At 72.8% G+C, this 24646-nt stretch carries 22 protein-coding genes; 13 read left to right on the top strand and 9 right to left on the bottom strand.

Annotated elements, in window-relative coordinates:
• Nucleotides 1–73: 73 nt before the first annotated feature.
• Complete coding sequence (gene zapE, locus ACZ32T_RS10955) at nt 74–1216, bottom strand: cell division protein ZapE (RefSeq protein WP_467366379.1); 1143 nt, start codon at nt 1214–1216, stop codon at nt 74–76.
• 37 nt (nt 1217–1253) lie between these two features.
• Here zapE and ACZ32T_RS10960 point away from each other — a divergent pair, with 37 nt between their 5' ends.
• The 4 genes from ACZ32T_RS10960 (at nt 1254) to msrB (ending at nt 4502) form a co-directional block, all read left to right on the top strand.
• A complete protein-coding gene (locus ACZ32T_RS10960; RefSeq protein WP_467263720.1) occupies nt 1254–2033 on the top strand; it encodes a pyrimidine reductase family protein in 780 nt (259 codons plus the stop codon).
• 157 nt (nt 2034–2190) lie between these two features.
• Complete coding sequence (locus ACZ32T_RS10965) at nt 2191–2643, top strand: indole-3-glycerol phosphate synthase (RefSeq protein WP_467263722.1); 453 nt, start codon at nt 2191–2193, stop codon at nt 2641–2643.
• A gap of 46 nt (nt 2644–2689) precedes the next feature.
• Entirely contained in the window at nt 2690–4084 is a 1395-nt protein-coding gene (murC, locus tag ACZ32T_RS10970; RefSeq protein ID WP_467366382.1) for a UDP-N-acetylmuramate--L-alanine ligase, read from the top strand.
• Between the two features lie 10 nt (nt 4085–4094).
• Nucleotides 4095–4502, top strand: a complete 408-nt coding sequence (gene msrB / locus ACZ32T_RS10975; RefSeq protein WP_467263727.1) for a peptide-methionine (R)-S-oxide reductase MsrB — start codon at nt 4095–4097, stop codon at nt 4500–4502.
• A 51-nt stretch (nt 4503–4553) separates the two neighbouring features.
• Here the strand turns inward: msrB and ACZ32T_RS10980 are convergent, their stop codons facing one another.
• From ACZ32T_RS10980 to ACZ32T_RS10995, 4 genes are all read right to left on the bottom strand, one after another.
• The gene (locus ACZ32T_RS10980) at nt 4554–6722 is read right to left on the bottom strand and encodes an MMPL family transporter (protein WP_467366384.1); all 2169 of its coding nucleotides are present in this window, start codon (nt 6720–6722) and stop codon (nt 4554–4556) included.
• A 40-nt stretch (nt 6723–6762) separates the two neighbouring features.
• The gene (locus tag ACZ32T_RS10985; RefSeq protein WP_467366386.1) at nt 6763–7317 is read right to left on the bottom strand and encodes a TetR/AcrR family transcriptional regulator; all 555 of its coding nucleotides are present in this window, start codon (nt 7315–7317) and stop codon (nt 6763–6765) included.
• 138 nt (nt 7318–7455) lie between these two features.
• Nucleotides 7456–7926 carry a hypothetical protein gene (locus ACZ32T_RS10990; protein ID WP_467263734.1) on the bottom strand — a complete coding sequence of 157 codons (471 nt, stop codon included), beginning with the start codon at nt 7924–7926 and terminating at the stop codon, nt 7456–7458.
• A 95-nt stretch (nt 7927–8021) separates the two neighbouring features.
• The gene (locus ACZ32T_RS10995; protein ID WP_467366388.1) at nt 8022–10436 is read right to left on the bottom strand and encodes a GTPase-associated protein 1-related protein; all 2415 of its coding nucleotides are present in this window, start codon (nt 10434–10436) and stop codon (nt 8022–8024) included.
• 197 nt (nt 10437–10633) lie between these two features.
• Between ACZ32T_RS10995 and ACZ32T_RS11000 the strand changes: the two genes are divergently transcribed.
• A complete protein-coding gene (locus ACZ32T_RS11000; protein WP_467263739.1) occupies nt 10634–11470 on the top strand; it encodes an alpha/beta fold hydrolase in 837 nt (278 codons plus the stop codon).
• Nucleotides 11471–11539: 69 nt separating this feature from the next.
• On the opposite strand, the gene ACZ32T_RS11005 is transcribed toward ACZ32T_RS11000, so the two are convergent.
• Nucleotides 11540–13126 carry an MFS transporter gene (locus ACZ32T_RS11005; RefSeq protein ID WP_467263741.1) on the bottom strand — a complete coding sequence of 529 codons (1587 nt, stop codon included), beginning with the start codon at nt 13124–13126 and terminating at the stop codon, nt 11540–11542.
• Between the two features lie 134 nt (nt 13127–13260).
• The gene (locus ACZ32T_RS11010) at nt 13261–13734 is read right to left on the bottom strand and encodes a MarR family winged helix-turn-helix transcriptional regulator (protein WP_467263743.1); all 474 of its coding nucleotides are present in this window, start codon (nt 13732–13734) and stop codon (nt 13261–13263) included.
• 161 nt (nt 13735–13895) lie between these two features.
• Here ACZ32T_RS11010 and ACZ32T_RS11015 point away from each other — a divergent pair, with 161 nt between their 5' ends.
• From ACZ32T_RS11015 to ACZ32T_RS11045, 7 genes are all read left to right on the top strand, one after another.
• The gene (locus ACZ32T_RS11015; protein ID WP_467264375.1) at nt 13896–14315 is read left to right on the top strand and encodes a MarR family winged helix-turn-helix transcriptional regulator; all 420 of its coding nucleotides are present in this window, start codon (nt 13896–13898) and stop codon (nt 14313–14315) included.
• A 188-nt stretch (nt 14316–14503) separates the two neighbouring features.
• On the top strand, nt 14504–15277 hold the full coding sequence (locus tag ACZ32T_RS11020; RefSeq protein WP_467263745.1) for a hypothetical protein: 774 nt from the start codon (nt 14504–14506) through the stop codon (nt 15275–15277).
• A 7-nt stretch (nt 15278–15284) separates the two neighbouring features.
• The gene (locus tag ACZ32T_RS11025; RefSeq protein ID WP_467366390.1) at nt 15285–17408 is read left to right on the top strand and encodes a bifunctional serine/threonine-protein kinase/ABC transporter substrate-binding protein; all 2124 of its coding nucleotides are present in this window, start codon (nt 15285–15287) and stop codon (nt 17406–17408) included.
• A gap of 1 nt (nt 17409) precedes the next feature.
• Complete coding sequence (locus ACZ32T_RS11030) at nt 17410–19521, top strand: bifunctional serine/threonine-protein kinase/ABC transporter substrate-binding protein (protein ID WP_467366393.1); 2112 nt, start codon at nt 17410–17412, stop codon at nt 19519–19521.
• A 242-nt stretch (nt 19522–19763) separates the two neighbouring features.
• Complete coding sequence (tdh, locus tag ACZ32T_RS11035; protein ID WP_467263751.1) at nt 19764–20789, top strand: L-threonine 3-dehydrogenase; 1026 nt, start codon at nt 19764–19766, stop codon at nt 20787–20789.
• Between the two features lie 42 nt (nt 20790–20831).
• Nucleotides 20832–22025, top strand: a complete 1194-nt coding sequence (locus tag ACZ32T_RS11040) for a glycine C-acetyltransferase (protein WP_467263753.1) — start codon at nt 20832–20834, stop codon at nt 22023–22025.
• 31 nt (nt 22026–22056) lie between these two features.
• A complete protein-coding gene (locus ACZ32T_RS11045; protein ID WP_467263755.1) occupies nt 22057–22962 on the top strand; it encodes a LysR family transcriptional regulator in 906 nt (301 codons plus the stop codon).
• A gap of 16 nt (nt 22963–22978) precedes the next feature.
• On the opposite strand, the gene ACZ32T_RS11050 is transcribed toward ACZ32T_RS11045, so the two are convergent.
• Nucleotides 22979–23365, bottom strand: coding sequence for a VOC family protein (locus tag ACZ32T_RS11050; protein WP_467366395.1), 387 nt, complete (start codon nt 23363–23365; stop codon nt 22979–22981).
• Nucleotides 23366–23453: 88 nt separating this feature from the next.
• Here ACZ32T_RS11050 and ACZ32T_RS11055 point away from each other — a divergent pair, with 88 nt between their 5' ends.
• Nucleotides 23454–24080, top strand: coding sequence for a nucleoside/nucleotide kinase family protein (locus tag ACZ32T_RS11055; protein WP_467366397.1), 627 nt, complete (start codon nt 23454–23456; stop codon nt 24078–24080).
• Between the two features lie 86 nt (nt 24081–24166).
• On the opposite strand, the gene ACZ32T_RS11060 is transcribed toward ACZ32T_RS11055, so the two are convergent.
• Nucleotides 24167–24556, bottom strand: a complete 390-nt coding sequence (locus tag ACZ32T_RS11060; RefSeq protein WP_467263760.1) for a winged helix-turn-helix transcriptional regulator — start codon at nt 24554–24556, stop codon at nt 24167–24169.
• Between the last annotated feature and the right edge of the window lie 90 nt (nt 24557–24646).

The raw sequence follows: 24646 nt of genomic DNA on the forward strand, positions 1-24646 counted from the left end.
TTCAAACGGTGTGCGCGGTTGGTACGGGCGTACGCGGACCCGGAGGAACTCGTACGCCCTGTATCCCCCGAACCTACTGCGCCACCAGCCCCTTTGCGTCACGCGCCAGTGCCGTCAGCCGCGAGATGGCCCGGAAGTACTTCTTGCGGTACCCGCCGTTCAGCATCTCTTCACTGAACAGCCGGTCGAAGGGAAGACCGGAGGCGAGCACCGGGACCTCGCGGTCGTACAGCCGGTCCGCGAGCACCACCAGGCGCAGTGCCGTCGACTGGTCGGGCACCGGCTGCACATCGGTGAGGCAGACTGCGGTGATCCCCTCCGTCAGCGCGCCGTACCGGCTCGGATGCACCCGGGCGAGGTGGTCGAGCAGGGCGGGGAAGTCGTCGAGCGAGGCCCCCGCAGTCGCGTACGCGGCCCTGGTGACCTGGTCGTCGGAGTACGGCGGCGGCGCCTCGGGCAGCCCTCGGTGGCGGTAGTCCTCGCCGTCGATGCGCAGCGGCCTGAAGTGCGAGGACAGCCCCTGGATCTCGCGGAGGAAGTCGGCCGCCGCGAAACGGCCCTCGCCGAGTTTGCCGGGCAGGGTGTTCGAGGTCGCGGCCAGCGCGACCCCCGCCTCGACGAGCCTGCTGAGCAGGGACGAGACCAGGACCGTGTCACCCGGGTCGTCCAGTTCGAATTCGTCGATGCAGAGCAGCCGGTGTCCGCTCAGGGTCTGGACGGTCTGCTGGAAACCCAGCGCGCCGACCAGGTTCGTCAGCTCGACGAAGGTACCGAAGGCCTTGAGCGACGGCTCGGCGGGGGTGGCGTGCCAGAGAGAGGCCAGCAGGTGCGTCTTGCCGACGCCGTACCCGCCGTCGAGGTAGACGCCGCGCGGGCCGGCGGGGGCTGCGGCGGATTTCTTGCCGAACCACCCACCCGTCGCCCGCCACCACCCCGCAGAGGATGCGCTTCGCGCTCTTCCTGTCTTACCCGCCCCTGTCGCGTGTGCCCCGCCGAGCCCCGCCGCGAACGAGCTGAGGACCTCGACCGCCTCGGTCTGGCTCGGCTGGTTCGGGTCGGGTACGTACGTATCGAAACGCACCGAGTCGAAGCGCGGCGGCGGCACCATCTCCGCGACCAGACGGTCGGCGGGGACGCGCGGCTCGAGGGCGCACAGGGACTGCGGGGCCGTTTCGGCTATGGGGCTCTGCCCCGGCACGGCTGTGGAGGACGACACAACCATCCACTCTAAGGGCCGTGCCAGACTGCTGGGCATGCGACGCCTGCTCCCTGTGACGGACCTGACAACCCCGCCCGCCGCCACCGCGGCCGCCGACCGCGAGTGGACGCTCGACGAGCTGGCGGAGGCCTACGCCTATCCCGACGGCGAGCGCCCCTGGCTCCGGGCCAACATGGTCTCCACCCTGGACGGCGCCGCCCAGCACGACGGCCGTTCCCAGGGCATCTCCTGCCCCACCGACATGCGGATCTTCGGCACCCTGCGGGGACTCGCCGACGTGGTCGTCGTCGGCGCCGAGACGGTCCGCCTGGAAAGTTACCGGCCGGCGCGGGCCCGTGACGCCTTCGCCGCCCGGCGCGAGGCGGCGGGTCAGGGCCCCGCCCCGGCGGTCGCGGTCGTCAGCGCGAGCCTGGACCTCGACTTCTCGCTCCCGCTCTTCGCCTCGCCGCCGGTCCCGACCCTGGTGGTCACCGGCGCGACGGCGCCCTCCGACCGGGTCCGGGCGGCCCGGGAGGCGGGGGCCGAGGTGCTGTTCGCCGGGGACGGCGCCGCCGTCGATCCGGCGCGTGCCGTCGCCGAACTGGGCCGGCGGGGTTTCAGCCGGCTCCTCACCGAAGGCGGACCGCGTCTGCTCGGCCAGTTCGTGGCGGCAGGGGTGCTGGACGAGCTCTGCCTGACGCTGTCCCCGCTGCTGACCGCCGGAGACGCGCAGCGCATCGCGGGCGGCCCCGCCGTCATCGTGCCGGAACGTTTCTCCCTCATCTCGCTCCTGGAAGAGGCAGGATTCCTCTTCACTCGGTACGGGAAGTTCTGACACTTAGCGGAATTACCCGTTCCGGTTAGGTCCGGGTGGGCACACTTGGTCCTGTCACCCCTGCAATCGCGGGGAAGGATGGTTTCAGCAACAGCGGCCGTCCCTGCGGCCGACGAGATGAAGCGGAAGGGCGCCTGTCGTGTTCACAAGCGTTTTGATGATCGAGAAGCCCCTCACCCCCGAGGACGTGGAATTCGTCACGACCCTCCACGGCGAGGAGCGGATCTCGTTCGTCGTGCTGATGCAGCCCCGCAGCGACCAGGCCGACGTGCTGCTGCGCGCGATCGACGACGTGGCGATCGGCGAGCTGCGGGAAGCCGTCCGGGAAGGGGACCGTCCGGAGGGGAAGGAGGCCAGGGAGCCCGCCGAGATGGCGCTGGAGTTCTCGCTCCGGGAGCTGCGCGAGGCGGGATCGGAGGCCGTCGGACAGGTTGTCGAGGACCACCCCCTGGACAAGCTGAAGACCGTGGTCGACGACTCCGGGGCCGACGAGGTGATCGTGCTGACGGCGCCGCACTACGTGGAGGAGTTCTTCCACCGCGACTGGGCGTCCCGGGCCCGCCACAAGGTCGGCGTACCGGTGCTCAAGCTCTTCGCGCACAGCGAATAGGCTGGGGGCCGACCCAGACCCACCCCACAGCTCGGGAGAGACACGTATGGCACCCGGTATTCCTGCCGCCCTGGAACGGCCGCACTTCATCGGCATCGGCGGCGCCGGAATGTCGGGCATCGCGAAGATCCTCGCCCAGCGCGGCGCGAAGGTGGCGGGCAGCGACGCCAGGGAGTCCGCCACCGCCGAGGCCCTGCGCGCCTTCGGAGCGACCGTCCACATCGGGCACGCCGCCGGACACCTGGCCGACGACGCGACCTCGGTGGTCGTCTCCAGCGCCATCCGCGCCGACAACCCCGAGCTCGTCCGCGCCGCCGAGCTGGACATCCCCGTCGTCCACCGCTCCGACGCGCTCGCCTCCCTGATGGACGGCGCGCGCGCCATCGCGGTCGCCGGCACGCACGGCAAGACGACCACCACGTCGATGCTCGCCGTCGCCCTCTCCGAGCTGGCCCTCGACCCCTCGTACGCCATCGGCGGCGACCTGGAGGGCCCCGGAACCAACGCCACGCACGGCAGCGGCGACATCTTCGTCGCCGAGGCCGACGAGAGCGACCGGAGCTTCCAGAAGTACGCCCCCGAGGTCGCGATCGTCCTCAACGTCGAGCTGGACCACCACGCGAACTACGCCTCGATGGACGAGATCTACGAGTCCTTCGAGACCTTCGTCGGCAAGGTCGTCCCGGGCGGGACCCTGGTCGTCGCCGCCGACCAGCCCGGCGCCGTCGAGCTGACCCGCCGGGTCCGCGCGCTCTCCTCCCTCACCGTCGTCACCTACGGCGAGTCCGAGGGCGCGGACGTGCGCGTGCACAAGGTCACCCCGCGCGGACTGACCAGCGAGGTCACGGTCGTCCTCAACGGCAAGTACCTCACCTTCACGGTCTCCGTCCCGGGCCGCCACTACGCGCACAACGCGGTCGCCGCGCTCGCCGCCGGTGTCGCCCTCGGCATCCCCGCGCACAACCTGGCCTCGGCCATCGGCAAGTACACCGGGGTCAAGCGCCGCCTCCAGCTCAAGGGCGAGGCCGCCGGCGTCCAGGTCATCGACTCGTACGCCCACCACCCCACGGAGATGACCGCCGACCTGGAGGCCATGCGCGGCGCGGCGACCGACGCCCGCCTCCTGGTGGTCTTCCAGCCCCACCTCTTCTCCCGCACCCAGGAGCTCGGCACGGAGATGGGCCAGGCCCTCGCCCTCGCCGACGCCTCGCTGGTCCTGGACATCTACCCGGCCAGGGAGGACCCGGTCCCGGGCGTCACGAGCGCACTGATCATCGACGCCGCGAAGGCCGCGGGCGCCGATGTCACGGCCGTGCACGACAAGGCCGCCGTCCCCGCGGCCGTCGCGGGAATGGCGAAGCCCGGCGATCTGGTTCTCACCATGGGAGCGGGCGATGTCACCGACCTCGGCCCGCAGATCCTGGACCACCTGTCGAGCTGAGGGAGCCACCGTGTCGTACGACGTCGAGAAGCCGGACGAGCAATGGCGGGCGGAGCTGACGCCCGCCGAGTACGCGGTGCTGCGCAAGGCCGGCACCGAGCCCGCCTTCGTGGGTGAGTACACCGACACCAGGACGGCGGGCGTCTACTCCTGCCGTGCCTGCGGTGCGGAGCTGTTCCGCTCCGACACCAAGTTCGAGTCGCACTGCGGCTGGCCGTCCTTCTACGACCCGAAGGACACCGAGGCCGTCGAGCTGCTCCAGGACAACAGCATGGGCATGGCCCGCACCGAGGTGCGCTGCGCCCGCTGCGGCTCGCACCTGGGGCACGTCTTCGAGGGCGAGGGCTACCCGACGCCCACGGACCAGCGCTACTGCATCAACTCGATCTCGCTGACGTTGGCGCCGGACGAGAACTGAGCGGACGCACTTCCGGTGCCCCCGGCCCTCGGGCCGGGGGCACCGGCGCGTTCACGTCTTCACGAGCTCGACCTGCTCCCGCACCGGGATCTCCCGCTGCAGCCGCTCGCCCTCGATGTCGAGGTCGGGCAGTACCCGGTCGACGGGGCGGGGAAGCCACCACGCCGCGCGTCCCAGAAGGTGCATGACCGCCGGTACGAGGGCCATCCGCACCACGAAGGCGTCGACGAGCACGCCGATCGCCAGGGCGAACCCGATGGACTTGATGATCGGGTCGGGCATGAACACGAAGCCGCCGAACACGGCCGTCATGATCACCGCCGCCGCCGTGACCACGCGTGCGTTGTGGCCGACCCCGCTGATGACCGCCTCGCGGGCGTCGGCGCCGTGGACGAAGTCCTCACGCATACGCGAGACCAGGAAGACCTCGTAGTCCATGGCCAGCCCGAAGAGGATGCCGATCAGCAGGATGGGCAGGAAGCTGACCAGCGGTCCTGGTGTGTCGAGGCCCACCAGATCCGACAGGTGGCCTTCCTGGAAGATGGCGACGGTGATCCCGAAGGTGGCGCCGATGGTCAGCAGGAAGCCCAGCGCCGCCTTCAGGGGCACCAGGACCGACCGGAAGACGAGCATCAGCAGCAGGACGGACAGCCCGACCACGAGCAGGAGATAGACCGGCAGCGCACCGGCGAGCTTCTCGGAGACGTCGATGCCGACCGCGGTGGCGCCGGTCAGCGAGACGGCGGCGCCACCGACGTCCGCCACCCGGTCACGGATCTCGTTGACGGTGTCCTCGGTCGCGGCGGCGGTCGGACCGGTCTCGGGGATCACGGCCAGAAGGGCGGTGGTGCCCTTCTCGTTCAACTGCGGGGCGGCGACGGCCAGTACCCCGTCGGTGTCCGTGATGAGCGCGGCGGTCTCCTTGACCGCCGTACCGGTCGCCTGCGCCGTGTCGCCCGACACGACGGCGACCAGCCGGCCGTTGAAGCCCTCGCCGAATCCCTCGGTCGTCAGGTCGTACGCCTCGCGGTTGGGCGAGCCCACCGCCTCGGTGCTCGCGTCGGGCAGCGCCAGTCGCATGTCCTGCACGGGCAGGGCGAGCGCGCCGAGCCCGACCACCCCGAGGACGAGGACGGGCACCCGCAGCCGGGCCACGATCCGGCCCCAGCGGAAGCCGAAGCCGGCCTCGGCCCCGGCGGGCACCGCGGCGGGCGCGCGGTCCCGGGCCCGCTGCTTACGGGGCAGCACTCGGGCGCCCGCGAAGCCGAGGACGGCCGGCAGCAGGGTGAGGGACACCAGCACCGCGAGGGCGACCGTGGCCGCGGCGGCCAGGCCCATGACCGTCAGGAAGGGCACACCGGCGACGGCGAGCCCCGCGAGCGCGATGACGACGGTGGCACCCGCGAACACGACCGCCGAACCGGCGGTCCCGGCCGCCCGGCCCGCCGCTTCCTCCCCGTCCATGCCCTCCAGGAGGTAGTGGCGGTACCGGGAGGTGATGAACAGGGCGTAGTCGATGCCGACCGCCAGGCCCAGCATGAGCGCCAGGATGGGCGCGGTGCTGGTCAGCTCCACTGTGCTGCTGAGGGCGAAGAGCCCCGCCATGCCGGCCGCCACCCCGACCAGGGCGTTCAGCAGGGTCATGCCCGCGGCGACCAGGGAGCCGAAGGTGAGGACCAGGACGAGGGCGGCGACGCCGACACCGATGATCTCGGTCGAACCGATCTCCGGCACGCCCCGCATGATCTCGCCGCCGTGTTCGACACGCAGATCCGCGACGGACGCGCCGGCCTCCGAGAACGCCTCCCGCTGCGCGTCGGTGATGCCGTCGGCACCCGACGTGAACTGCACCTGGATCAGGGCGTAGCGGCCGTCCTGCGAGACGGCCTTGGAAGCGAACGGATCGACGGCCGCGAGGACGCCCGGAACCTCCGCGGCCTCCTCGGTCACGGGGGCCACAGCCGTGGGCGTGAGCTTCCCGCCCTCGGGTGCGGCGACGACTATGGTCCCGGTCGCGCCGCTCGCCTGCGGGAACTCCCGGGCGAGCGCGTCCAGGGCTTTCTGGGACTCCGTGCCCGGGATCGAGAACTTGCTGGTGGTGGGCCCGCTGAAGGCCGCGGCGCCCCCACCGAGCAGGGCGAGCAGCAGGAGCCAGAGCGCGAGGACACGACCTCGGCGCCGGAAGGACAGCCGGCCGAGCCGGTACAGCAGTATTGCCATGCGAAAGAGGCGTCTTTCTCTTCGGTCTGGACGGCTTCTGTCAGCTCCGGCCGGTCGGATGCCCGAGGGTTCTCAGTGCTCCCTGGACCAGTTCGTCGCGCATCGTGCCGGGTTCGACGTCCACGCCGGCGGCGACCGTGACAGCCACGCCGCCGATCACCATCTGCGCCATGACGCGTGCACGGGGCTCGTCCGAACGGCCCGCCAGCGCGGCCGCGAGCTGGTCGACGGCCCGGGGGATGACGGCCAGCACGGGATGGCCGAGCATGTCGGGCAGCTCGGCGAAGATGATCTTTATCTCGAGGTGGAAGCGCAGAGCGAGGCCGACGTAGCCCGTGACAGCGGCTTCGACGGCCTGCGCGCCGGTCAGTGCGGCCAGCTCCCCGGCCAGGCCGGAGAGCCCCTCGGCCGGAGGGGTCAGCAGTTCGGTGAGGATCGCGTCCTTGCCGGCGAAGTGGTACAGCAGGGACGCCTTGGAGCAGTGCGCCTCGACCGCGATGTCGTGCAGCGAGGTTCCCTTGAAGCCGTGCTCGGCGAAGAGACGCAGTGCGGAGTCGAGGATCTGACGACGCATCGCGGAAGGCGGACGTGGCATGGGGACACCGTAGCTGACCGATCGGTCAGAGCTGACCGATCGGTCAGGCGTTCCGGGTGACGCCCGCCACACCCGGGCGTGATGCCGCGCAGCGCCTCGGCCCCCCGCGCTCCCCGGCCGAAACCGCCGGGCCGGCCCTCAGTCCTCGTCCCCGGACTCCGCCGCCTCGGCACGCAGCAGCGGGTGCACCACCCCGGGGAACACCCTGGCGCGTACGACCTCCTCGGCCGCCCCGCCCTGCACCACGGTCTCGGCCACGCCCCACGGACGGCCCGCCAGGCGGACGGTGAGCGTGTACGACGACGAGCAGCCCATGCACTCGTAGCGGTCCGCCCAGACCTCGACGTCCGTGACACTGCCCGGGTAACGCTTCACGTGCCGGTGCCGCGCATGGCAGTGATCGCACGTCTCGCCCGGTTCACACGTCCCGCCGCACGGGCACGGCACGTCCAGCGACTCCGCGGGCTGCCACCGCTGGACGAGCCGGGCCTCGCGGGTGGCGCCCATGTCCTTCATCGCCTTGAGGTTCCGCGCGGCGACGTTGTACGACTCGCCGGTCGCGGCCATCCGGTCCCGGATGACGTCCTTGCGTCCGCGGTTCGTCGTCATGCCGTCTCCTCCTGGGGTGTCACGCAGCCCTCCAGGAGGCACACGGGATCAGAACAACCCACGGTACCCGCCGCCAGGAGCGTCCGGCGACCTCGTCATGCCCTGCGGACCCGCCCCGCGATGCGTCTGCCGAGGCGTCCCAGCGAACGGGGCGGCCGGTTCCAGGCGCGGAACGCTTCGAGGGTGCGGCTGCTCCCCTCGCGTTCCACGGCCTCCTCCACGGCCGTGAGCCCTTCGGGGGACAGGTCGCGCACGGCGGGGCGCAGGACCTCGTCCAGCAGCGCGGTCCTGGTCCGGGTCCAGTCCGCGCCCGCGTGCGGGTGGGCGGTCCACACGGTGAAGCAGTCCGCCACGTACGCGGGATCCGCCCGCAGCAGCGTCAGGACCACGTCGCGGCGGGCCGCCCCGCCGTACGCCGCGATCAGGTCCTCGTCCCCGCTGTGCACGAACGCGTACAGCTCGTCCCCGGGCCGGCCCGGGGCGAGCAGCCGCTCGGACAGGGCCGCCAGGGCGTGCTCCAGGGCCAGGTGCTCCGCCGGTCCGGCCTGGCCGCGCAGCGTCCGGACCCGGTCCGCCCAGCCGGGTTCCGCCGTGCCCGCGCGCAGGCCGCGCGCGAGGTCCAGCAGCATCAGGCCGCCGCGTGCCCGGGCGCCGATCTCCTGCGGGAAGCCGCGCAGCACATCGTGGGCGAGCTCGGGGGCGTCCTCGTCGCCGACGGGCGCGGCCAGCGCGGCGTCGACCAGGTGGGACCAGGTGCCGGCCGCCCGGTGGGCGTCGGACGTGGTCTCGCCCAGCATCGACCGGGCCTCGCCCGCCGTCGGGGTGTCCTCGCCCCACACCAGGCCGACGGCCGTCCGCAGCACCAGCGGCTCGGCGAACGGGGACATGCCCGCCGCGCGCAGCACCGTGTGCAGCACCCCCACCCGGTCGGCGCCGCGTGCCTTCGCCCCGGGTGCCTCGGCGCACATCCGCAGATGCGGCAGCGCCTGGGTCCCCGTGAACGGCAGGGCCACCCGGACCAGCAGCTGCTCCGTGTCCGCCGGGCGGTCCGGGGTGAGCCGGTCCAGCTCACCCAGGAGCGCCGTACGGACGTCGAACTGCTCGTCCAGCAGGTCCGGCAGCGCGCGGCACGCGCCCGCCCCGGGGTCGTCGAGCAGGGCGCGCGCCAGCCGGCCCACCACGCCGGGCAGCAGCTCCGCGCGGTCCACGCCGAGCAGCCGGGCGATCCGCAGCAGCTGCACGGTCCGGGCGACGCCCCCGGGAGACGCGGCGGAGAGCTCGGCCAGCAGCTCGCCGCCGAGCTCCTCGACCAGTGCGGCGAGCGCGCGCTCCCCCTCGGCCTCCTCGAACGCCGAGCGCGGGGGCGGCTCCAGGGCCACATCACCGCCCCGTACCGCCTCCGTCACCAGCAGCGCGGCCAGCGGCGCGGTGACGGAAGCCGGGCAGCGGCCGTCGAGCGCCGTCAGCAGCCGGAGCGCCGCCGCGCACTCCGCGGCCGTACGGTCGTCGGCGGGCGCGGTCAGGGCGTCGGTCAGCCGGCGGGTCCGCTTCTCGTCCAGCGCGTAGGGTCGCTCGGCCGCCCAGTCGGCCGCCGCCGCCCGCTCCCCGGACCCGAGCGCGATGCCGGCACCCAGCGCGGTGACCGCCAGCGGCCCGGCGGCGAACGGCTCACCCGGCAGCTCCGCCGCCTCCCGGAAGAGCTCCGGGGACCGGCTCCGCCAGATCCGGGCGGCCGTCCCCGCCCACGCGTCGTCCACCGCCCCGGAAGGGCGGTGACCGGAGGCGGCGTGCACGCGGAAGCGGGGGTCGCTGATGTCGGGCGCGTCCTCGGGAAGGACACCGATGACCTGGTGCGTGGTGAATCCGGGGCGCCGGGTGTAGGTGGTGAAGGTCAGCCGCTCGGCATGGTCCGGGGGCAGCACGGCGGTGGCCAGCGCCACCCACCGGGCCACGTCCGCGCTCTGCCGCTCCACGAGCACGACCGGCGGCGCGGACGGGTCCTCGCTCACCCGGCGCAGATCGCTGAGCACGGCGGCGAGCCACGGGCCGCGGGCCACGGCGAAGTCGCCGAGACCTTCCCGGGTGAGCCCCCGCGAGGGGCCGTGCGCGGTGAGCATGGAGGTCAGGGGATCGGGCGGCATGCGGTCCGGCGTCGCCGAGAGCCACCCCGCGGCCCCCCACGCGGCGACCGGCAGCACCCGGCCGGGTATCGGTGTGCCGGGCAGGAGATGTACGGCGTGGGCGTGGAACCCGCCCGCGCCCGTGGGCACCGTACGGCTGAGCAGATGGCTGCCGTCGGAGAGCAGGGCGAAGCCGAACGCCACCGGCAGCGCCCGGAGTCCGGCGTCGGGGAGCCGCTCGGGGGTGCCGGCCGGAGCGTCGTACGCCAGGACCGGCGCGGCCTCCGCGCGCACCGGTCCGGGTATCGCCGGGTCCACGGCGGTGAACCGGCCGGAGGGCACCCCGTCCCCGGACATGACGGAGGTGTAGTGCAACTGCGGGAGGCTCATGCGTAGGCCCTCATCGTCCCTGCCACGTGCGTCCCCGTCACACGCACCGGCCGCCGCTCGCCGCCCTGTCGGTGCGGCCCGGCCCGGCGGAGCGACGACCCCGGCGGGGAGCTTTCCGCAGTCGTGCGGGCGACGCTATCAAGCCCTGACGCCCCGTTGGGCCCCCATGGAGGGGCAGGACGCCCTAGGTTGGCCGTATGACCGAGGTGACGCTTTCCGCGGGAGTGGTGGAGTACGAGGACACCGGTGGTGACGGGCCCGTGGTGGTCCTGCTGCACGGGGTGGCGATGAACGGCTCGCTCTGGCGGCACGTCGTCGACGGGCTGCGCCCCGGCTACCGGTGCGTCGTGCCCACACTGCCGCTGGGTGCCCACCGCAGGCCGATGCGCCCGGACGCCGATCTGACGGTGCTCGGAGTCGCCCACCTGGTGGCGGAGTTCCTGGAGAAGCTTGACCTGAGCGACGTCACCCTGGTGATGAACGACTGGGGCGGGGCGCAGGCCCTCGTCGCGGAAGGCCGGGACCAGCGGATCGGCAGGCTGGTCATCACGTCCTGCGAGGCGTTCGACAACTTCCCGCCCGGACTGCCCGGCCGCAATCTGTACGCCGCGGCCAAGGCGCCCGGCGGGCTGCGGCTCGCCTTCGCCCTGCTGAAGCTGAGGCGGATGCGCCGACTCCCCCTGACATGGGGATGGATGAGCAAACGGCCGGTGCCGCACGACGTGATGGACGAGTGGTTCCGGCCGCTGTGGACCTCCGCCGCGATCCGGCGGGACCTTCGGGCGTACGTGCTCGGGGTGCCGCCCGATGACGAACTCCTGGCCTGGGCTGAAGCGCTGCGCACGTTCGACCGCCCCGCGCTCGTCGTCTGGGCGACGGAGGACAAGGTCATGCCCCTCGCCCACGGCCGGAGGCTGGCGGAGATGCTGCCCGAGGGTGAACTCGTGGAGATCGCCGACAGCTTCACGCTCATCCCCGAGGACCAGCCCCAGCGGCTGAGCGAGGCCATCAAGGCGTTCGTACCGCTGTCCTGAACGCGGCCCGGCCGGGTGCGGGAAGCGCGTACGCGGCTCCCGTACCCGGCCGGGGCGGTCAGGAGGGCCTCAGCTCTCCACGGCCTTGGTGCGACCGCGCATCCCGAACCCCGCCAGCAGCGCGCCGGCGGCACACAGGACGGCGGTGACGACCACCGCGGCGTGCACGCCGTTCATGAAGGCGTTGCCGCTGCCCTCGATCACGGCTGCCCTCAGCTGGGCCGGCATGTCGGCGGAGACCGGCGAGACACCCATGGACACGGCGTCCTTGGCCTCTGCGAAGCCGGCGGCGGCCTCGGCCGGGACACCGGCGCCGGTCAGCTCGCCGGTCAGCGTCGAACCCACCTTGCCGCTGATCAGCGAGACCAGCACGGACGTGCCGAGCGCACCGCCGATCTGGAGCGAGGTGGCCTGGAGGCCGCCCGCGACGCCGCCGTCCTTGCGGGGGGCGTTGCCCACGATGGCGTCGGAGGACGCGGACATCACCATGCCGACGCCCAGACCGATGGCGAGGAACGGCGGCCACATCGCGGCGAACGCCGAATCCGCGTCCCAGGTCAGCATCCACAGGGAGGCCGCCGCCTGGAGGACCATGCCGGCCGGCATGGTCACCCGCGGGCCGAAGCGCTGGGTCAGGGCGGCGCCGAGCGGCGCCGCCACCACGGTGGCCAGGCTGAACGGCAGGGTGCGGACGCCGGCCTCGACAGGGGTGAACCCACGCACGTTCTGCAGGTACAGCATCACGAAGAAGATGACACCGAGCATCACGAAGAAGTTGATGGCGGTGACGATCGTGCCGATGGTCAGCGAACGGTTGCGGAAGAGGCGCATCGGCAGCAGCGGGTGCTCCTGGCGCGTCTCGTACCAGCAGAAGACCGTCAGCACGGCCAGGCCCGCGACGATCGACCCCAGCGTTCCGCCGGAGGTCCATCCCCAGGTCTCCCCCTTGACGACGCCGAAGATCAGGGCGACCAGACCGACGGCGAGCAGGAGCACGCCGGGTACGTCGAAGCGGTGGTTGCCCGTGGAGTCCTTGCTCTTCGGAAGGACGAACAGGCTGAAGACCAGAGCGAAGACGCCGATGGGGGCGTTGATGTAGAAGACCGACTCCCAGTTGACGTGCTCGATGAGAAGACCGCCGACGATCGGGCCGAGCGCGGTCGAGCAGGACGCCACCATGGCCCACAGGCCCACGGCCATGCCGAACTTCTGGGGCGGGAAGACCGCGCGCAGCAGACCGAGGGTGTTGGGGATCAGCAGGGCGCCGAAGAGGCCCTGCACGGCACGGAAGGCGATGACGCCCTCGATGGACCCGGAGAGGGCGATCGCGACCGAGGCCAGGGTGAAGCCGACGGTGCCGGCCATGTAGACCGTGTGCCGCCCGAAGCGGTCACCGAGCTTGCCGCCCAGGATCAGCAGGGCGGCCATGGCGATCAGATAGGCGTTGGTGACCCACTGCAGGTCGGCGGTGGACGCGTCGAGGTCCCGGCCGATCTCCGGGTTGGCGATCGCGACGACCGAACCGTCGAGGTTGACCATGAACAGGCCGATGGCCACGGCGATCAGGGTCAGCCAGGGGTTGGCACGCCTGCCCCGGGGCGCGTCGGGTGGACTGCTCTCGGGCAGGGCGGAGGTGTCCACGGTGGTGGAGGACATGCGGAAGCCTTGTCTGTGGAACTCGGTACGGAAGAAGGGATTCCGGGGCGACGGGAAGACGCGCCCCGGCTACGACGGACGCGCCGCAGGCGCGCCGGGGGACCCGGCCACGGCCGGGCCCGGCGGTGGCGGAGTCAGCCGATGGGGGAGTGGAGGCCCCGGCTCAACGCGGTCAGCGCGCCCAGGGCGGCACCGAGGGCGTCGAGCTCCCCGTCGGTGAGGGTGCGCAGCGCTCCCGCCAGATGGGCTTCCTTGAGCCCCCGGGCCTCCGCGAGCCGCTCCCGGGCCGTGGCCGTCGGGTGCAGGTGGGCGACCCGCTTGTCGGCCGCGTCCTGCCGGCGTTCCAGCAGTCCCCGGTCGGTGAGCTGGGAGACGAGGGCGCTGACGTTGTTCGGCTTCATCAGCAGCGCTTCGGCCGCGTCCCTGACGGTGATCCCTTCGCGCTCCTCGACGAGGAACAACAGTGCCAACTGGCCGTCAGGGAGCCGTGGATGCGGGAAAGCGTGTGCGACCTGCCGCTCCAGACCCCGGTGCAGCGCAGGCAGGGACGCCACGAGCGCGGAGGCTACGTGGTCGATGTCCTGGCCGGGCGCGGTGGGATCGGGCACACCCCCAGCATAGGTACCGAAAGATAGCTATGTCAACATACCTAAAATGGAAGGGGGTCCGCCGGGTGGTATATGTGCCGTGAAGAGAGCCCCGAGGCGCCGCGCACGCGGTCGAGAGAAGGACCGTGGACAAGCCGACGCACCTGATCGAGTTCGAGGCGATGCTGCTCGGACGGCACCTCCAGCCGGGCACGTCCCGGTCGAGGCGCGGCGGCGGACATCTCGACCGCAGCGCGTACACCCTGCTGAGCCGCATCCGTATGGAAGGCCCGATGTCCATCGGGCAGCTCAGCGACGCCTTCGGTCTCGACGCCTCCACTCTCAACCGGCAGACCGCCGCCATGCTGCGGGCCGGTCTGGTCGAACGCATCCCGGACCCCGACGGGGGCATCGCCCGCAAGTTCCGCATCACCGGTGTGGGTGAAGACAGTCTCGACGCGGAGCGTGCGGCGAACATCAGCGGCCTGGAGCGGGTCATGGCCGACTGGTCGCCCGACGAGGTCGCGGCCTTCGCCGCGTACCTCAAGCGCTTCAACAGCGACATCGAGAACCTCGACGGGCGGCCCTGGCCCCGGCCCTGAGCGAACGGCGCGCGCTCCGTCACGCGCGGGTGTCCCGCTTGTCGCACGGGTGCAACAGTCCGCCCGATCCCCGTGCGGGGCGGGCCGTTGCTCCTATGATCGAGCGGCGTCGTGGAGATGGGGGACACGGACTCGTGAGACACCTACGGTCGTTGCACAGGTACGGATTACCGGTTCTGGCTCCGCTGATGCTGCTGGCGGCGTGTTCCGGCGGGGGCGGTGGCAGCCCGTCCGCCGGGAGGGCGGACGCCTCGGCGAGCGGAGTGCCGGGCGCCTCGGCGGAGGGAGCGCCAGGTGCGGACCCCGCGTCACCGGCCCCGGTCGTCGATGCCGATCCCGCCCGGCTCCCCAAGGACGGCGAGGCCGCGCTCGACCTCATCGGCAAGGTCATCGCGGACCCCGACAGCTTCGGCCCGGGTGTGGTGGGACGCAGTCCGTACGAGAGCGGTCCGGCCACCTGGCCGGTGCTCGGCGCCGACTGCGTCTGGCACCAGGAGAAGCCGGGAAGCGACGTCCTCGCCACGCTCTCCCGTTCCTTCGAGGTGCCCGCCGCTCAGGGGAAGGGGCCCGTGCGGCTCTCGGCGGTCGTCACCGTCCACCGGACCCGTGAGGACGCGCAGTGGGAGATGGCCGAGTCCCTGGAGGAGACGATGCGCTGTCCCACCCAGCAACTCCAGGAGGGCGAGAAGATCGGCTCGATGGTCTCGGGCGTGCTGACGGGCGGGGAGGGCGGACAGACCACGGCGGAGGACGTGCTGACAGAGACCGGCGAGTTCACCAGCACCGAGCTGGGCGGCCCGCACGTCTACGACTGGCAGCAGGCGCAGAGCCTCCAGTTCACCGTGGCCGCGACGGGCAAGGGAGCCGAGGGCCGCACCGAGAAGGAGATCTCCGACCTGGTGGCCCAGGGGCTGACCACCATGCTGGTGCGCATCGGGTCCGCCGTCGAGAAGCAGAGCTGAGGACCCCATGGACGAACTTCGGCCCACGGACCCCGCGCGCATCGGCGCGCACCGGCTGCTCGGACGCCTCGGCGCGGGCGGCATGGGGGTGGTCTACCTCGGCCGCACGGACGAGGGAGCTGCCGCCGCCGTCAAGGTGATCCTCCCGGAGTACGCCGGGGACGACGACTTCCGGGCCAGGTTCCGCCGCGAGGCCGAGGCCGCCCGCAAGGTACGCAGCCCCTGGGCCGTCGCGGTCACCGCCGCCGACACCGAGGGGGAACGCCCCTGGCTGGCCACCGCGTTCGTCCCCGGCCCCTCGCTCTCCGAGGCGGTCGGACGCTGCGGCCCGCTGCCCGCCCGCAGCGTACGGGTCCTCGGCCGGCTGCTGTCCCGGGCCCTGACCGCCGTACACACGGCGGGACTTGTACACCGGGACGTCAAACCCGGCAACGTCCTGCTCGCCGTCGACGGGCCGCGGCTCATCGACTTCGGCATCGCCCGGGCCGACGACGCCACCGCGCTCACCGCGACCGGACTCGTCGTCGGCACCCCCGGCTTCCTCTCCCCGGAACAGGCATCCGGGGGCGGCACGCCGGCGGGGCCCGCGAGCGACGTGTTCTCCCTCGGCTGCCTCCTGGCGTACGCCGCGACCGGCCGGCCGCCTTTCGGCAGCGGAGCCGTGGACGCCCTGCTGTACCGCACGGTGCACGACGAACCCGACCTCGCGGGGATCGACGACACCGGACTGCGCGCCCTGGTCGCCGACTGCCTGGCCAAGGACCCCGCCGGCCGGCCGGCAGCACGGGAGCTCGACGAGCGCATCGCCGAGGACGTCCCGCACGGCTCGATCGCCTGGCTGCCCGAGGACGTCGTGCGGCTGATCGCGGACCGGTCCGCGGAGATGCTCGCCCTGCCCGACATCGAACCCACGATCGCCGAGGAGCCGGCGCCCGCCCCGGGCCGACGCCGGTTCCTCTCCCTGGCTGCCGCCGGCGCGGTCGTCGTGGCGGGCGGCGGCGCCTTCGCCGCCTGGGAGGCGCTGAGCGACGACGAGGACGGTGCCACGGCGAAGTCCGGCGAACGGGCCTGGACCATCGGCGTACAGGCCGATCTGTCGGGGGCCCGGAAGGCGGCGGGCAAGGCCCAGGAACGCGGGGTGCGCGTCGCGGTCGAGCGCTTCAACTCCCGTAAGGACAAGCCCTTCACGCTCCAGGTCAAGACGCTCGACGACCGGGGTGACACCGGGCGGGCGGTGAAAGCGGCCCAGGAGTTCACCCGCGACCGCGATGTGCTCGCCGTCATCGGTCCGACCGGCGACGCGGAGACCGGCGCCGTCCTGGGCGTCTACGACGAGGCGATGCTGCCGCTGATCACCGTGTCGTCCCTGGCGATCGGCTACGCCCCCCGGTCACGGAAGTCCTTCTTCCAGGCCGCCCCGTCCTACGCCGTCCTGACCGAGCCGATCGTCAACAGGCTCGTGCTGCGGCCCGACGTCGAACGCCTCGGTGTGCTGCTCGACCGTGCCGGGGGGCAGGCCTCCTACACGGGCGGCTACGCGACCAACCTGCTGACGTCGGTGCTCACCACCGGGACCACCTACCCCAGGGTGGTCCCCCCCGGCACGCGGGACCTGGGCCCGGTCGTCGCCGACATGCTGGCGCACGGGAGCGACGCGTTCTTCTACGCCGGTGACGAGGCGGGAGCCGCCCGCGCCGCACGCGCGCTCGCGGCCACCCCGTTCAAGGGCCCCAGGATGGCGATGCACACGGCCATGGGCCCGGCATTCATCGAGGAGGCGGGTGACGCCGCCACGGGATGGGAGTTCACCGCCCCGTACACCGACGCGACCGCGCCCGCCGCGCAGGAGTTCGCCGCGGCGCACCGCAAGATCCTCGGAACGGCGCCCGGCCACTGGGCGGCCGAGGCCTACGACGCGGCCGGACTCGTCATCGACGCCCTCACCGCGTTCGGGAAGCGGCCCCCGCGCGCGGCACTCGTGGCTCGCATCTCCAGATCGGCGTACCAGGGGGTCTCCCGGACGTACACCTTCGACGAGGACCGGCTCGTCGAGGGCAAGGACGCGTATCTGTACCAGGTCGAGAACGGCCGCTACCGCTTCGTCGGGCCGGCACCGAAGACCGCGGGCTGACATGCGGCCGCTCACGTCCGAGGACCCCCGGGCCGTCGGCGAGTACCGCACCCTGGCCCGGCTCGGGGCGGGGGGCATGGGCGTGGTGTACCTGGCGCGTTCGCCCGGCGGAGGCCTGGCCGCCGTGAAGGTGATCCGCGCCGAACACGCCGCCGACCCCGGATTCCGCGCCCGCTTCCGGCGCGAGGCCGAGGCGGCTCGGCGGGTCTCCGGACCGTGGGTGGTCCCCGTGACCGGCGCCGACACCGAAGCCCGCGAGCCCTGGCTGGCCACCGCCTTCGTGCCGGGCCCCTCGCTCGCCGAAGCGGTCGGCGCGCAGGGGCCGTTGTCCGCCGGTGCCGTGCGGGCGCTCGGCGCCCGGCTGGCGGAAGCCCTCGCCGCCGTGCACGGCGCCGGCCTCGCCCATCGCGACGTCAAACCGGGCAACGTGCTCCTGGCGCTCGACGGGCCACGCCTCATCGACTTCGGCATCGCGCGCCACGACGGCGCCACCGCCCTCACCGCGACCGGCGCGGTGATCGGCACACCCGGCTATCTGGCCCCCGAACAGGCGTCCGCGGGGGAGACGGGACCCGCCGGGGACGTCTTCTCGCTCGGCTGCGTCCTCACCTACGCGGCGACCGGGCACGGCCCCTTCGGCCGGGGGGTGCCGGCGGGCGTACTCTTCCGGACCGTTCACGAGGAGCCGGACCTGGAGGGCCTGCCGGCCGAGCTGCTCGGCGCGGTCACCGCCTTCCTGGCCAAGGACCCGGCGCACCGACCCACCGCCGCGCAGGCGGCGGAGCTGCTCACCTCCGGGGGAGGGGCGGCGGACCCGTGGCCGGTGCCCGGACTCTCCGCACTGATCGCCGAACGCTCCGCCGCGGCGCTCGCCCTGCCCGACCCCGCGCCCCTCCCCACCGAGCCGGACCTCGCGCCTCCCGGGAGCCCCTCCAGGCGCCGCGTTCTCGTCGCCGGAGCCGCCGGGGCGGTCCTGCTGACCGGCGGCTCCACCGCAGCGTGGCTGGCGGGCCGGCGCGAGGACCCGTCCGGCGGCCCGCCGGGTGACCGGCCCACGTACACCATCGGCCTGCACGCCGACATGAGCGGACCCGGCAGAGCCGTCGGCCTGGCCCACCGGCGGGGCGCCCAGCTCGCCGTCGCGGCGCACAACGCCCGTGAAGGCGTGGCCTTCAGGCTGGCCCTGCGCACCGAGGACGACACGGGAACCATCGAAGGCGCTCTCCGAGTCGCCGGCCGGCTGGCCGCGAACCCGGAGGTGCTGGCCGTCGTCGGCCCGAGCACCGACCGCACACCCGAGGCCGTCGTCACCCGCTACGGCGGGAGCGGCCTCGCCGCGGTCGTCGTCGCGGCCAGGTCCTCGGCGGGGGTGGGCTCAAAGGCCGCCCTGTGCGTGATCCGGCCGCCCGACAGCGTGCTTCCCGCCGGCCTGATCCACTACGTGGTCAACGTCAGGCCGGCCGAGCGGATCCATCTCGTCGAGGATGGCGCCGACCCTGCGAGCAGCTGGCTGATCACGAACTCGTTCCGCGACGCCGCTCTCACCGGAGCCACCCTCACCGTGCACGCCGTGAGCGCGGACGGCGGCTTCGGTTCCGCCGCCCGGGCGGCCGTCTCCGCCCGTGCGGACGCGGTCGTCTACGCGGGCGGGTCACCCACCCGGGGCGCCCTCTGCGCCAGGGCACTGACCGACGCCGGCTTCACCGGGACCCGGCTGTCCACCGGGCCCGTCCTGGCCCCGGCCTTCCTCCGGGACGCCCGGGACGCCGCGGACGGGTGGGTCTTCTCCGAGGCATGGACCGACCCCCTGGCCGCCCCGGCCGCCGAGGCGTTCACCGCCGCCCACCGTGCCCGGTTCGGCGCCCCGCCCGGCCGCTGGTCCGCCGAGGCGTACGACGCGGTCGGCCTGATCGCCCGCGCCGCCGGAGCGACCAGCGCGACGGACGCGAAGCGGAGCGGAGTGGCCCAGCGGCTGTTCCTGCTGGACCACCGGGGAATCAGCCGGCGCATCTCGTTCCACGGAACCCGCCAGGTGCGGAGCGGAACGGGGATCTTCCTGTACCGGATCGAGGACGGCAGGGCCCGCTGGATGGGGCCGTACGAGAAGGTGTGAAGCCCGGGGTGCGGGCGCGCGGTGCGGAGCGAGGCGTGAAGCGCAGCTGCGGCGGCGCTTAAGAAATCCTCGATGGACCTGCGGTCCGGCGTACGGCAAGGTCTCTGTGACGGCGGCGAGCGGCGGATGACGCGCTCACCCGCTCCGTCCGCCGTCACCCCCAGCCATCCCGGGCCGCAGGCCGCCTTCGGCATGCCCTGCCCGGGGTGACCACCAGGTACCAGGTACAGGGAGCCGCAGCCGTGAAGGCACTCGTGAAGCACAAGGCCGAGCCCGGACTGTGGCTGATGGACGTGCCGGAGCCGGAGACCGGCCCCGGGGACGTGCTGATCAAGGTGCTGCGCACCGGGATCTGCGGCACCGACCTGCACATCCGCGACTACGACGGCTGGGCGCGGCAGGCCGTCCGCACCCCGCTCGTGCTGGGCCACGAGTTCGTCGGCGAGGTCGCCGGGATCGGCGCGGACGTCGTCGACATCAAGGTCGGCGACCTGGTCAGCGGAGAGGGCCACCTGGTCTGCGGGAAGTGCCGCAACTGTCTCGCCGGGCGCCGGCACCTGTGCCGCTCCACCCTCGGGCTCGGGGTCGGCCGCGACGGAGCGTTCGCCGAGTACCTGGCGCTGCCCGCGTCCAACGTCTGGGTGCACCGGGACAAGGTCGACCTCGACGTCGCCGCGATCTTCGACCCGTTCGGCAACGCGGTGCACACGGCCCTGTCCTTCCCCCTGGTCGGCGAGGACGTGCTCATCACCGGCGCCGGCCCGATCGGCATCATGGCCGCCGCCGTCGCCCGCCACGCGGGCGCCCGCAACGTCGTCATCACCGATGTCAGCGAGGCGCGTCTCGACCTCGCCAGGAAGGTCGGGGTGGACCTCGCCCTGAACGTCGGCGGCGCGACCGTCGCCGACGGCCAGCAAGCCCTCGGACTGCGTGAGGGCTTCGACATCGGCCTGGAGATGTCCGGACGCCCCGAGGCCATGCGGGACATGATCGCGAACATGACGCACGGCGGCCGGATCGCGATGCTCGGCCTGCCGTCCGCCGAGTTCCCCGTCGACTGGTCCCGCGTCGTCACCTCGATGCTCACCATCAAGGGCATCTACGGCCGCGAGATGTACGAGACCTGGTACGCCATGTCCGTACTCCTGGAGGGCGGGCTCGATCTCACCCCCGTCATCACCGGCCGGTACGGCTACCGCGACTTCGAAGCCGCCTTCGACGACGCCGCGAGCGGTCTCGGCGGCAAGGTCCTGCTCGACTGGGCCTGACGCTCCTCGTACGCACCCGTATCCACCTGGGAGACACCTCTGATGTTCGATTCCGTACGCGATGACCTGCGCACCACACTCGACGAGATCCGCGACGCCGGACTCCAGAAGCCCGAGCGCGTCATCGGCACCCCGCAGTCCGCCACCGTCGCCGTGACCTCCGGAGGCCGCGCCGGGGAGGTCCTCAACTTCTGCGCCAACAACTACCTGGGCCTCGCCGACCACCCCGAGGTCGTCGCCGCCGCCCACGAGGCGCTGGACCGCTGGGGCTACGGGCTCGCGTCCGTCCGCTTCATCTGCGGCACCCAGGAGGTGCACAAGGAGCTGGAGCAGCGGCTCTCGGCCTTCCTCGGCCAGGAGGACACGATCCTCTACTCCTCCTGCTTCGACGCCAACGGCGGAGTCTTCGAGACCCTCCTCGGCCCCGAGGACGCGGTGATCTCCGACGCCCTCAACCACGCCTCGATCATCGACGGCATCCGCCTCTCCAAGGCGAAGCGGTACCGCTACGCCAACCGCGACATGGCCGACCTGGAACAGCAGCTCAAGGAGGCCTCCGGGGCCCGCCGCCGGCTCGTCGTCACCGACGGCGTCTTCTCCATGGACGGCTACGTCGCCCCGCTGGCGGAGATCTGCGACCTGGCCGACCGCTACGACGCCATGGTCATGGTCGACGACTCGCACGCCGTCGGCTTCGTCGGCCCCGGTGGCCGGGGCACCCCCGAACTGCACGGCGTCATGGACCGCGTCGACATCATCACCGGCACGCTCGGCAAGGCGCTCGGCGGCGCGTCCGGCGGTTACGTCGCCGCGCGCGCCGAGATCGTCGCGCTGCTGCGCCAGCGTTCGCGCCCGTACCTCTTCTCCAACTCGCTCGCCCCCGTCATCGCCGCCGCTTCCCTCAAGGTCATCGACCTGCTGGAGTCCGCGGGTGACCTGCGCGAGCGGCTGAACGCCAACACCGCGCTCTTCCGCTCCCGGATGACCGAGGAGGGCTTCGACATCCTGCCCGGCGACCACGCCATCGCGCCCGTCATGATCGGGGACGCGGCGAAGGCAGGCCGGATGGCGGAGCTCCTCCTCGAACGCGGTGTGTACGTGATCGGGTTCTCGTACCCGGTCGTCCCGCAGGGAGCCGCGCGCATCCGCGTGCAGCTCTCCGCCGCCCACTCCACCGACGACGTCAACCGAGCCGTGGACGCGTTCGTCGACGCCCGCGCCGCCCTGGAGTCGTAGAGCCGTCTCACGATCTGGGATCATGGGGCGCATGATCGATGCACGGCGGCTGCGCATCCTCCGCGCGGTGGCGGACCACCGCACGGTGACGGCCGCGGCCGCCGCGCTGTATCTGACCCCCTCCGCGGTCTCCCAGCAGCTCGCCGCCCTGGAGCAGGAGACCGGCCACCGGCTGGTCGAGCGCGGGGCGCGGGGGGCCCGGCTGACCGTGGCGGGGGAGATCCTGCTGACCCACGCCAACGCCGTGCTCGCCCAGCTGGAGCGGGCGGAGGCGGAGCTCGCCGACTACAGCGCGGGCGTCGCGGGGACGGTCACCGTCGCCGCGTTCGCCACGGGGATCGGGCTCGTCCTCGCCCCCGCGATCGCCGAACTCACCCGCACCGCGCCGGGCATCCGGGTCCGGGTGCAGGACGCCGAGGGCGACGCCAGCGTGCCGATGGTGCTGGACCGTCAGGTCGATGTGGCGGTCGCCGTCGAATACCGGGGAGCACCCGGTGACGACGACCGCCGGCTGACCCGGGTGCCGCTGTACTCCGAGCCCTTCGACGCGGTGCTGCCGGTCGGCCACCGCCTCGCGGGCCAGGAGCACGTCGCCGTCGCCGACCTCGCCAAGGACGCGTGGATCGGCCCGTACCCCGGCAACCCCTGTCACGACGTGGTGGTCCTGGCCTGCGAGTACGCCGGCTTCGAGCCGGTCCTGGAGCACTCGTCGGACGACTTCCACGCCGTGGTCGCCCTGGCCGGCGCGGGTGCCGGAGTGGCGCTCGTGCCCCGCTCGGCACTGCGCGGCACCGACCTCGGCCGGGTGGTCGTCCGGCCCGTGGAGGGTGTCGCCCCGACCCGGCGGGTCTTCGCCGCCGTACGGCAGGGGGCCGAGGGGCACCCCCTGATCAAGCCGGTCCTGGAGGCCCTGCGCACGGCGGCCGGTCCGGTGTGACGTCCCCCGCGGGCGGTCAGGCGGGCTGCAGCAGGTCCCACCGGTTGCCGTAGAGGTCTTCGAAGACCGCGACGGAACCGTACGTCTCGTGCCTCGGCTCCTCCAGGAAGCGGACCCCGGCAGCCCGCATCCGCTCGTGATCACGCGCGAAGTCCTCCGTGTGCAGGAAGAACCCGACCCGGCCGCCCGTCTGCGCTCCGACGCTCGCGAGCTGGGACCCGTCCTTGGCGCGCGCCAGCAGCAGCCCTGTGCCCGTGGTGCCTCGTGGCCGCACGACGACCCAGCGGGAGCCGTCGCCCCGGTCCGTGTCCTCCACCAGCTCGAACCCGAGGGCGCCGGTGTAGAAGGAGAGGGCCTCGTCGTAGTCGCGGACGACCAGCGTGACCAGGGCGATCTGAGACATGGGGGGACCTCGTCCTCGGCGTACGGACACTGTGTGAGTTATACGTAACACTATCGCGCCCCGGGCCGGTGCCGGGACAATGCCCGTCATGGAGACGACCGACCTCGCCGCGCTGGCGGACCGTGCCCGGGGCCTCGCCGCCGGGGGCCACCGCCGTGTCCTCGGCATCGCGGGTGCGCCCGGAGCGGGCAAGTCCACGCTGGCGGCCCGGATCGTCGAACGGCTCGAAGGCCGTGCGGTCCTCGTCCCGATGGACGGCTTCCATCTGGCGGGCGCGGAGCTGGAACGTCTCGGCCGGGCCGGCCGCAAGGGCGCCCCCGACACCTTCGACGCCGCCGGATACGCGGCACTGCTCCGGCGGCTGCGCGACCCCGGGGGGCACGACCCGGTGTACGCGCCCGCCTTCGACCGTGCGCTGGAGGAGCCGGTCGCCGGGTCCGTGCGCGTCCCGGCGGACATCCCGCTCGTGGTGACCGAGGGCAACTACCTGCTGCTGGACGAAGGGCCCTGGGCGCCGGTACGGGGACTGCTGGACGAGGTGTGGTTCCTGGACGCGGACCCGGGAGTGCGGGTGCGCAGACTCGTGGACCGGCACGTGCGCTTCGGGAAGCCGCGTCCCCACGCCGAGCGCTGGGTCGCCGGCTCCGACGAGCGCAACGCCCGGCTGGTCGAGCGTCACCGCGACCGGGCCGACCTGGTCGTGCGGCTCCGCTGAGCGGGAGCGGCGGGGCGAGGGTGTGGGCGGCCGGCACCACTGGCGCCTTCCGCCCTTCTGGCCGAACCGGCCGACGGGCGGCCCTGTCAGGCCGCCGAGTCGTGATCGTCCGCGTCGGGCGGCGACAGCCGACGGGTGATCCGGTCGAACAGCTCGGTCAGCGGCTCGCCGACATCCCGGCCGAACTCGGTCAGCCCGTAGGTGACCTGAGGCGGCGTCGTCGGCTCGACCTCCCGCCAGACCAGACCGTCCTGGACCAGTGAGCGCAGGGTCTGGGCGAGCATCTTCTCGCTGATGCCCTGGATGCTCTCGCGCAGCTCGTAGAACCGGAGGCTGTTGTTGCGCAGAGAGATCAGCACCCAGACGCCCCACCTGCTGGTCACATGGTCGACCACGTCACGGGCGGGGCAGCCGGTGTGAAACACGTCATACCGCTGATCGGTCTCGGCCTGTCTGCGCTGGACACCTTCCACCATGTCATGAGCTTACCCCGAGGTATGTCCTTACCAAAAGTTAGCTCGCGCCCCTAGCGTCGGGCCCACACAGAGGGAATCCGACAAGGAGCT

It is taken from the genome of Streptomyces sp. NPDC023573 (assembly GCF_055559735.1).

Coding starts and splice junctions, on each gene's coding strand:
- ACZ32T_RS11045 (WP_467263755.1), top strand. CDS start 22,057: ATGATCGATGCACGGCGGCTGCGCATCCTCCGCGCGGTGGCGGACCAC.
- ACZ32T_RS11025 (WP_467366390.1), top strand. CDS start 15,285: ATGGACGAACTTCGGCCCACGGACCCCGCGCGCATCGGCGCGCACCGG.
- ACZ32T_RS11040 (WP_467263753.1), top strand. CDS start 20,832: ATGTTCGATTCCGTACGCGATGACCTGCGCACCACACTCGACGAGATC.
- murC (WP_467366382.1), top strand. CDS start 2,690: ATGGCACCCGGTATTCCTGCCGCCCTGGAACGGCCGCACTTCATCGGC.
- ACZ32T_RS11015 (WP_467264375.1), top strand. CDS start 13,896: ATGCTGCTCGGACGGCACCTCCAGCCGGGCACGTCCCGGTCGAGGCGC.
- ACZ32T_RS10965 (WP_467263722.1), top strand. CDS start 2,191: ATGATCGAGAAGCCCCTCACCCCCGAGGACGTGGAATTCGTCACGACC.
- ACZ32T_RS11000 (WP_467263739.1), top strand. CDS start 10,634: ATGACCGAGGTGACGCTTTCCGCGGGAGTGGTGGAGTACGAGGACACC.
- ACZ32T_RS11020 (WP_467263745.1), top strand. CDS start 14,504: ATGCTGCTGGCGGCGTGTTCCGGCGGGGGCGGTGGCAGCCCGTCCGCC.
- ACZ32T_RS10980 (WP_467366384.1), bottom strand. CDS start 6,722: ATGGCAATACTGCTGTACCGGCTCGGCCGGCTGTCCTTCCGGCGCCGA.
- ACZ32T_RS10960 (WP_467263720.1), top strand. CDS start 1,254: ATGCGACGCCTGCTCCCTGTGACGGACCTGACAACCCCGCCCGCCGCC.
- ACZ32T_RS11060 (WP_467263760.1), bottom strand. CDS start 24,556: ATGGTGGAAGGTGTCCAGCGCAGACAGGCCGAGACCGATCAGCGGTAT.
- ACZ32T_RS10990 (WP_467263734.1), bottom strand. CDS start 7,926: ATGACGACGAACCGCGGACGCAAGGACGTCATCCGGGACCGGATGGCC.
- ACZ32T_RS11005 (WP_467263741.1), bottom strand. CDS start 13,126: ATGTCCTCCACCACCGTGGACACCTCCGCCCTGCCCGAGAGCAGTCCA.
- ACZ32T_RS10995 (WP_467366388.1), bottom strand. CDS start 10,436: ATGAGCCTCCCGCAGTTGCACTACACCTCCGTCATGTCCGGGGACGGG.
- ACZ32T_RS10985 (WP_467366386.1), bottom strand. CDS start 7,317: ATGCCACGTCCGCCTTCCGCGATGCGTCGTCAGATCCTCGACTCCGCA.
- ACZ32T_RS11030 (WP_467366393.1), top strand. CDS start 17,410: ATGCGGCCGCTCACGTCCGAGGACCCCCGGGCCGTCGGCGAGTACCGC.
- ACZ32T_RS11055 (WP_467366397.1), top strand. CDS start 23,454: ATGGAGACGACCGACCTCGCCGCGCTGGCGGACCGTGCCCGGGGCCTC.
- ACZ32T_RS11050 (WP_467366395.1), bottom strand. CDS start 23,365: ATGTCTCAGATCGCCCTGGTCACGCTGGTCGTCCGCGACTACGACGAG.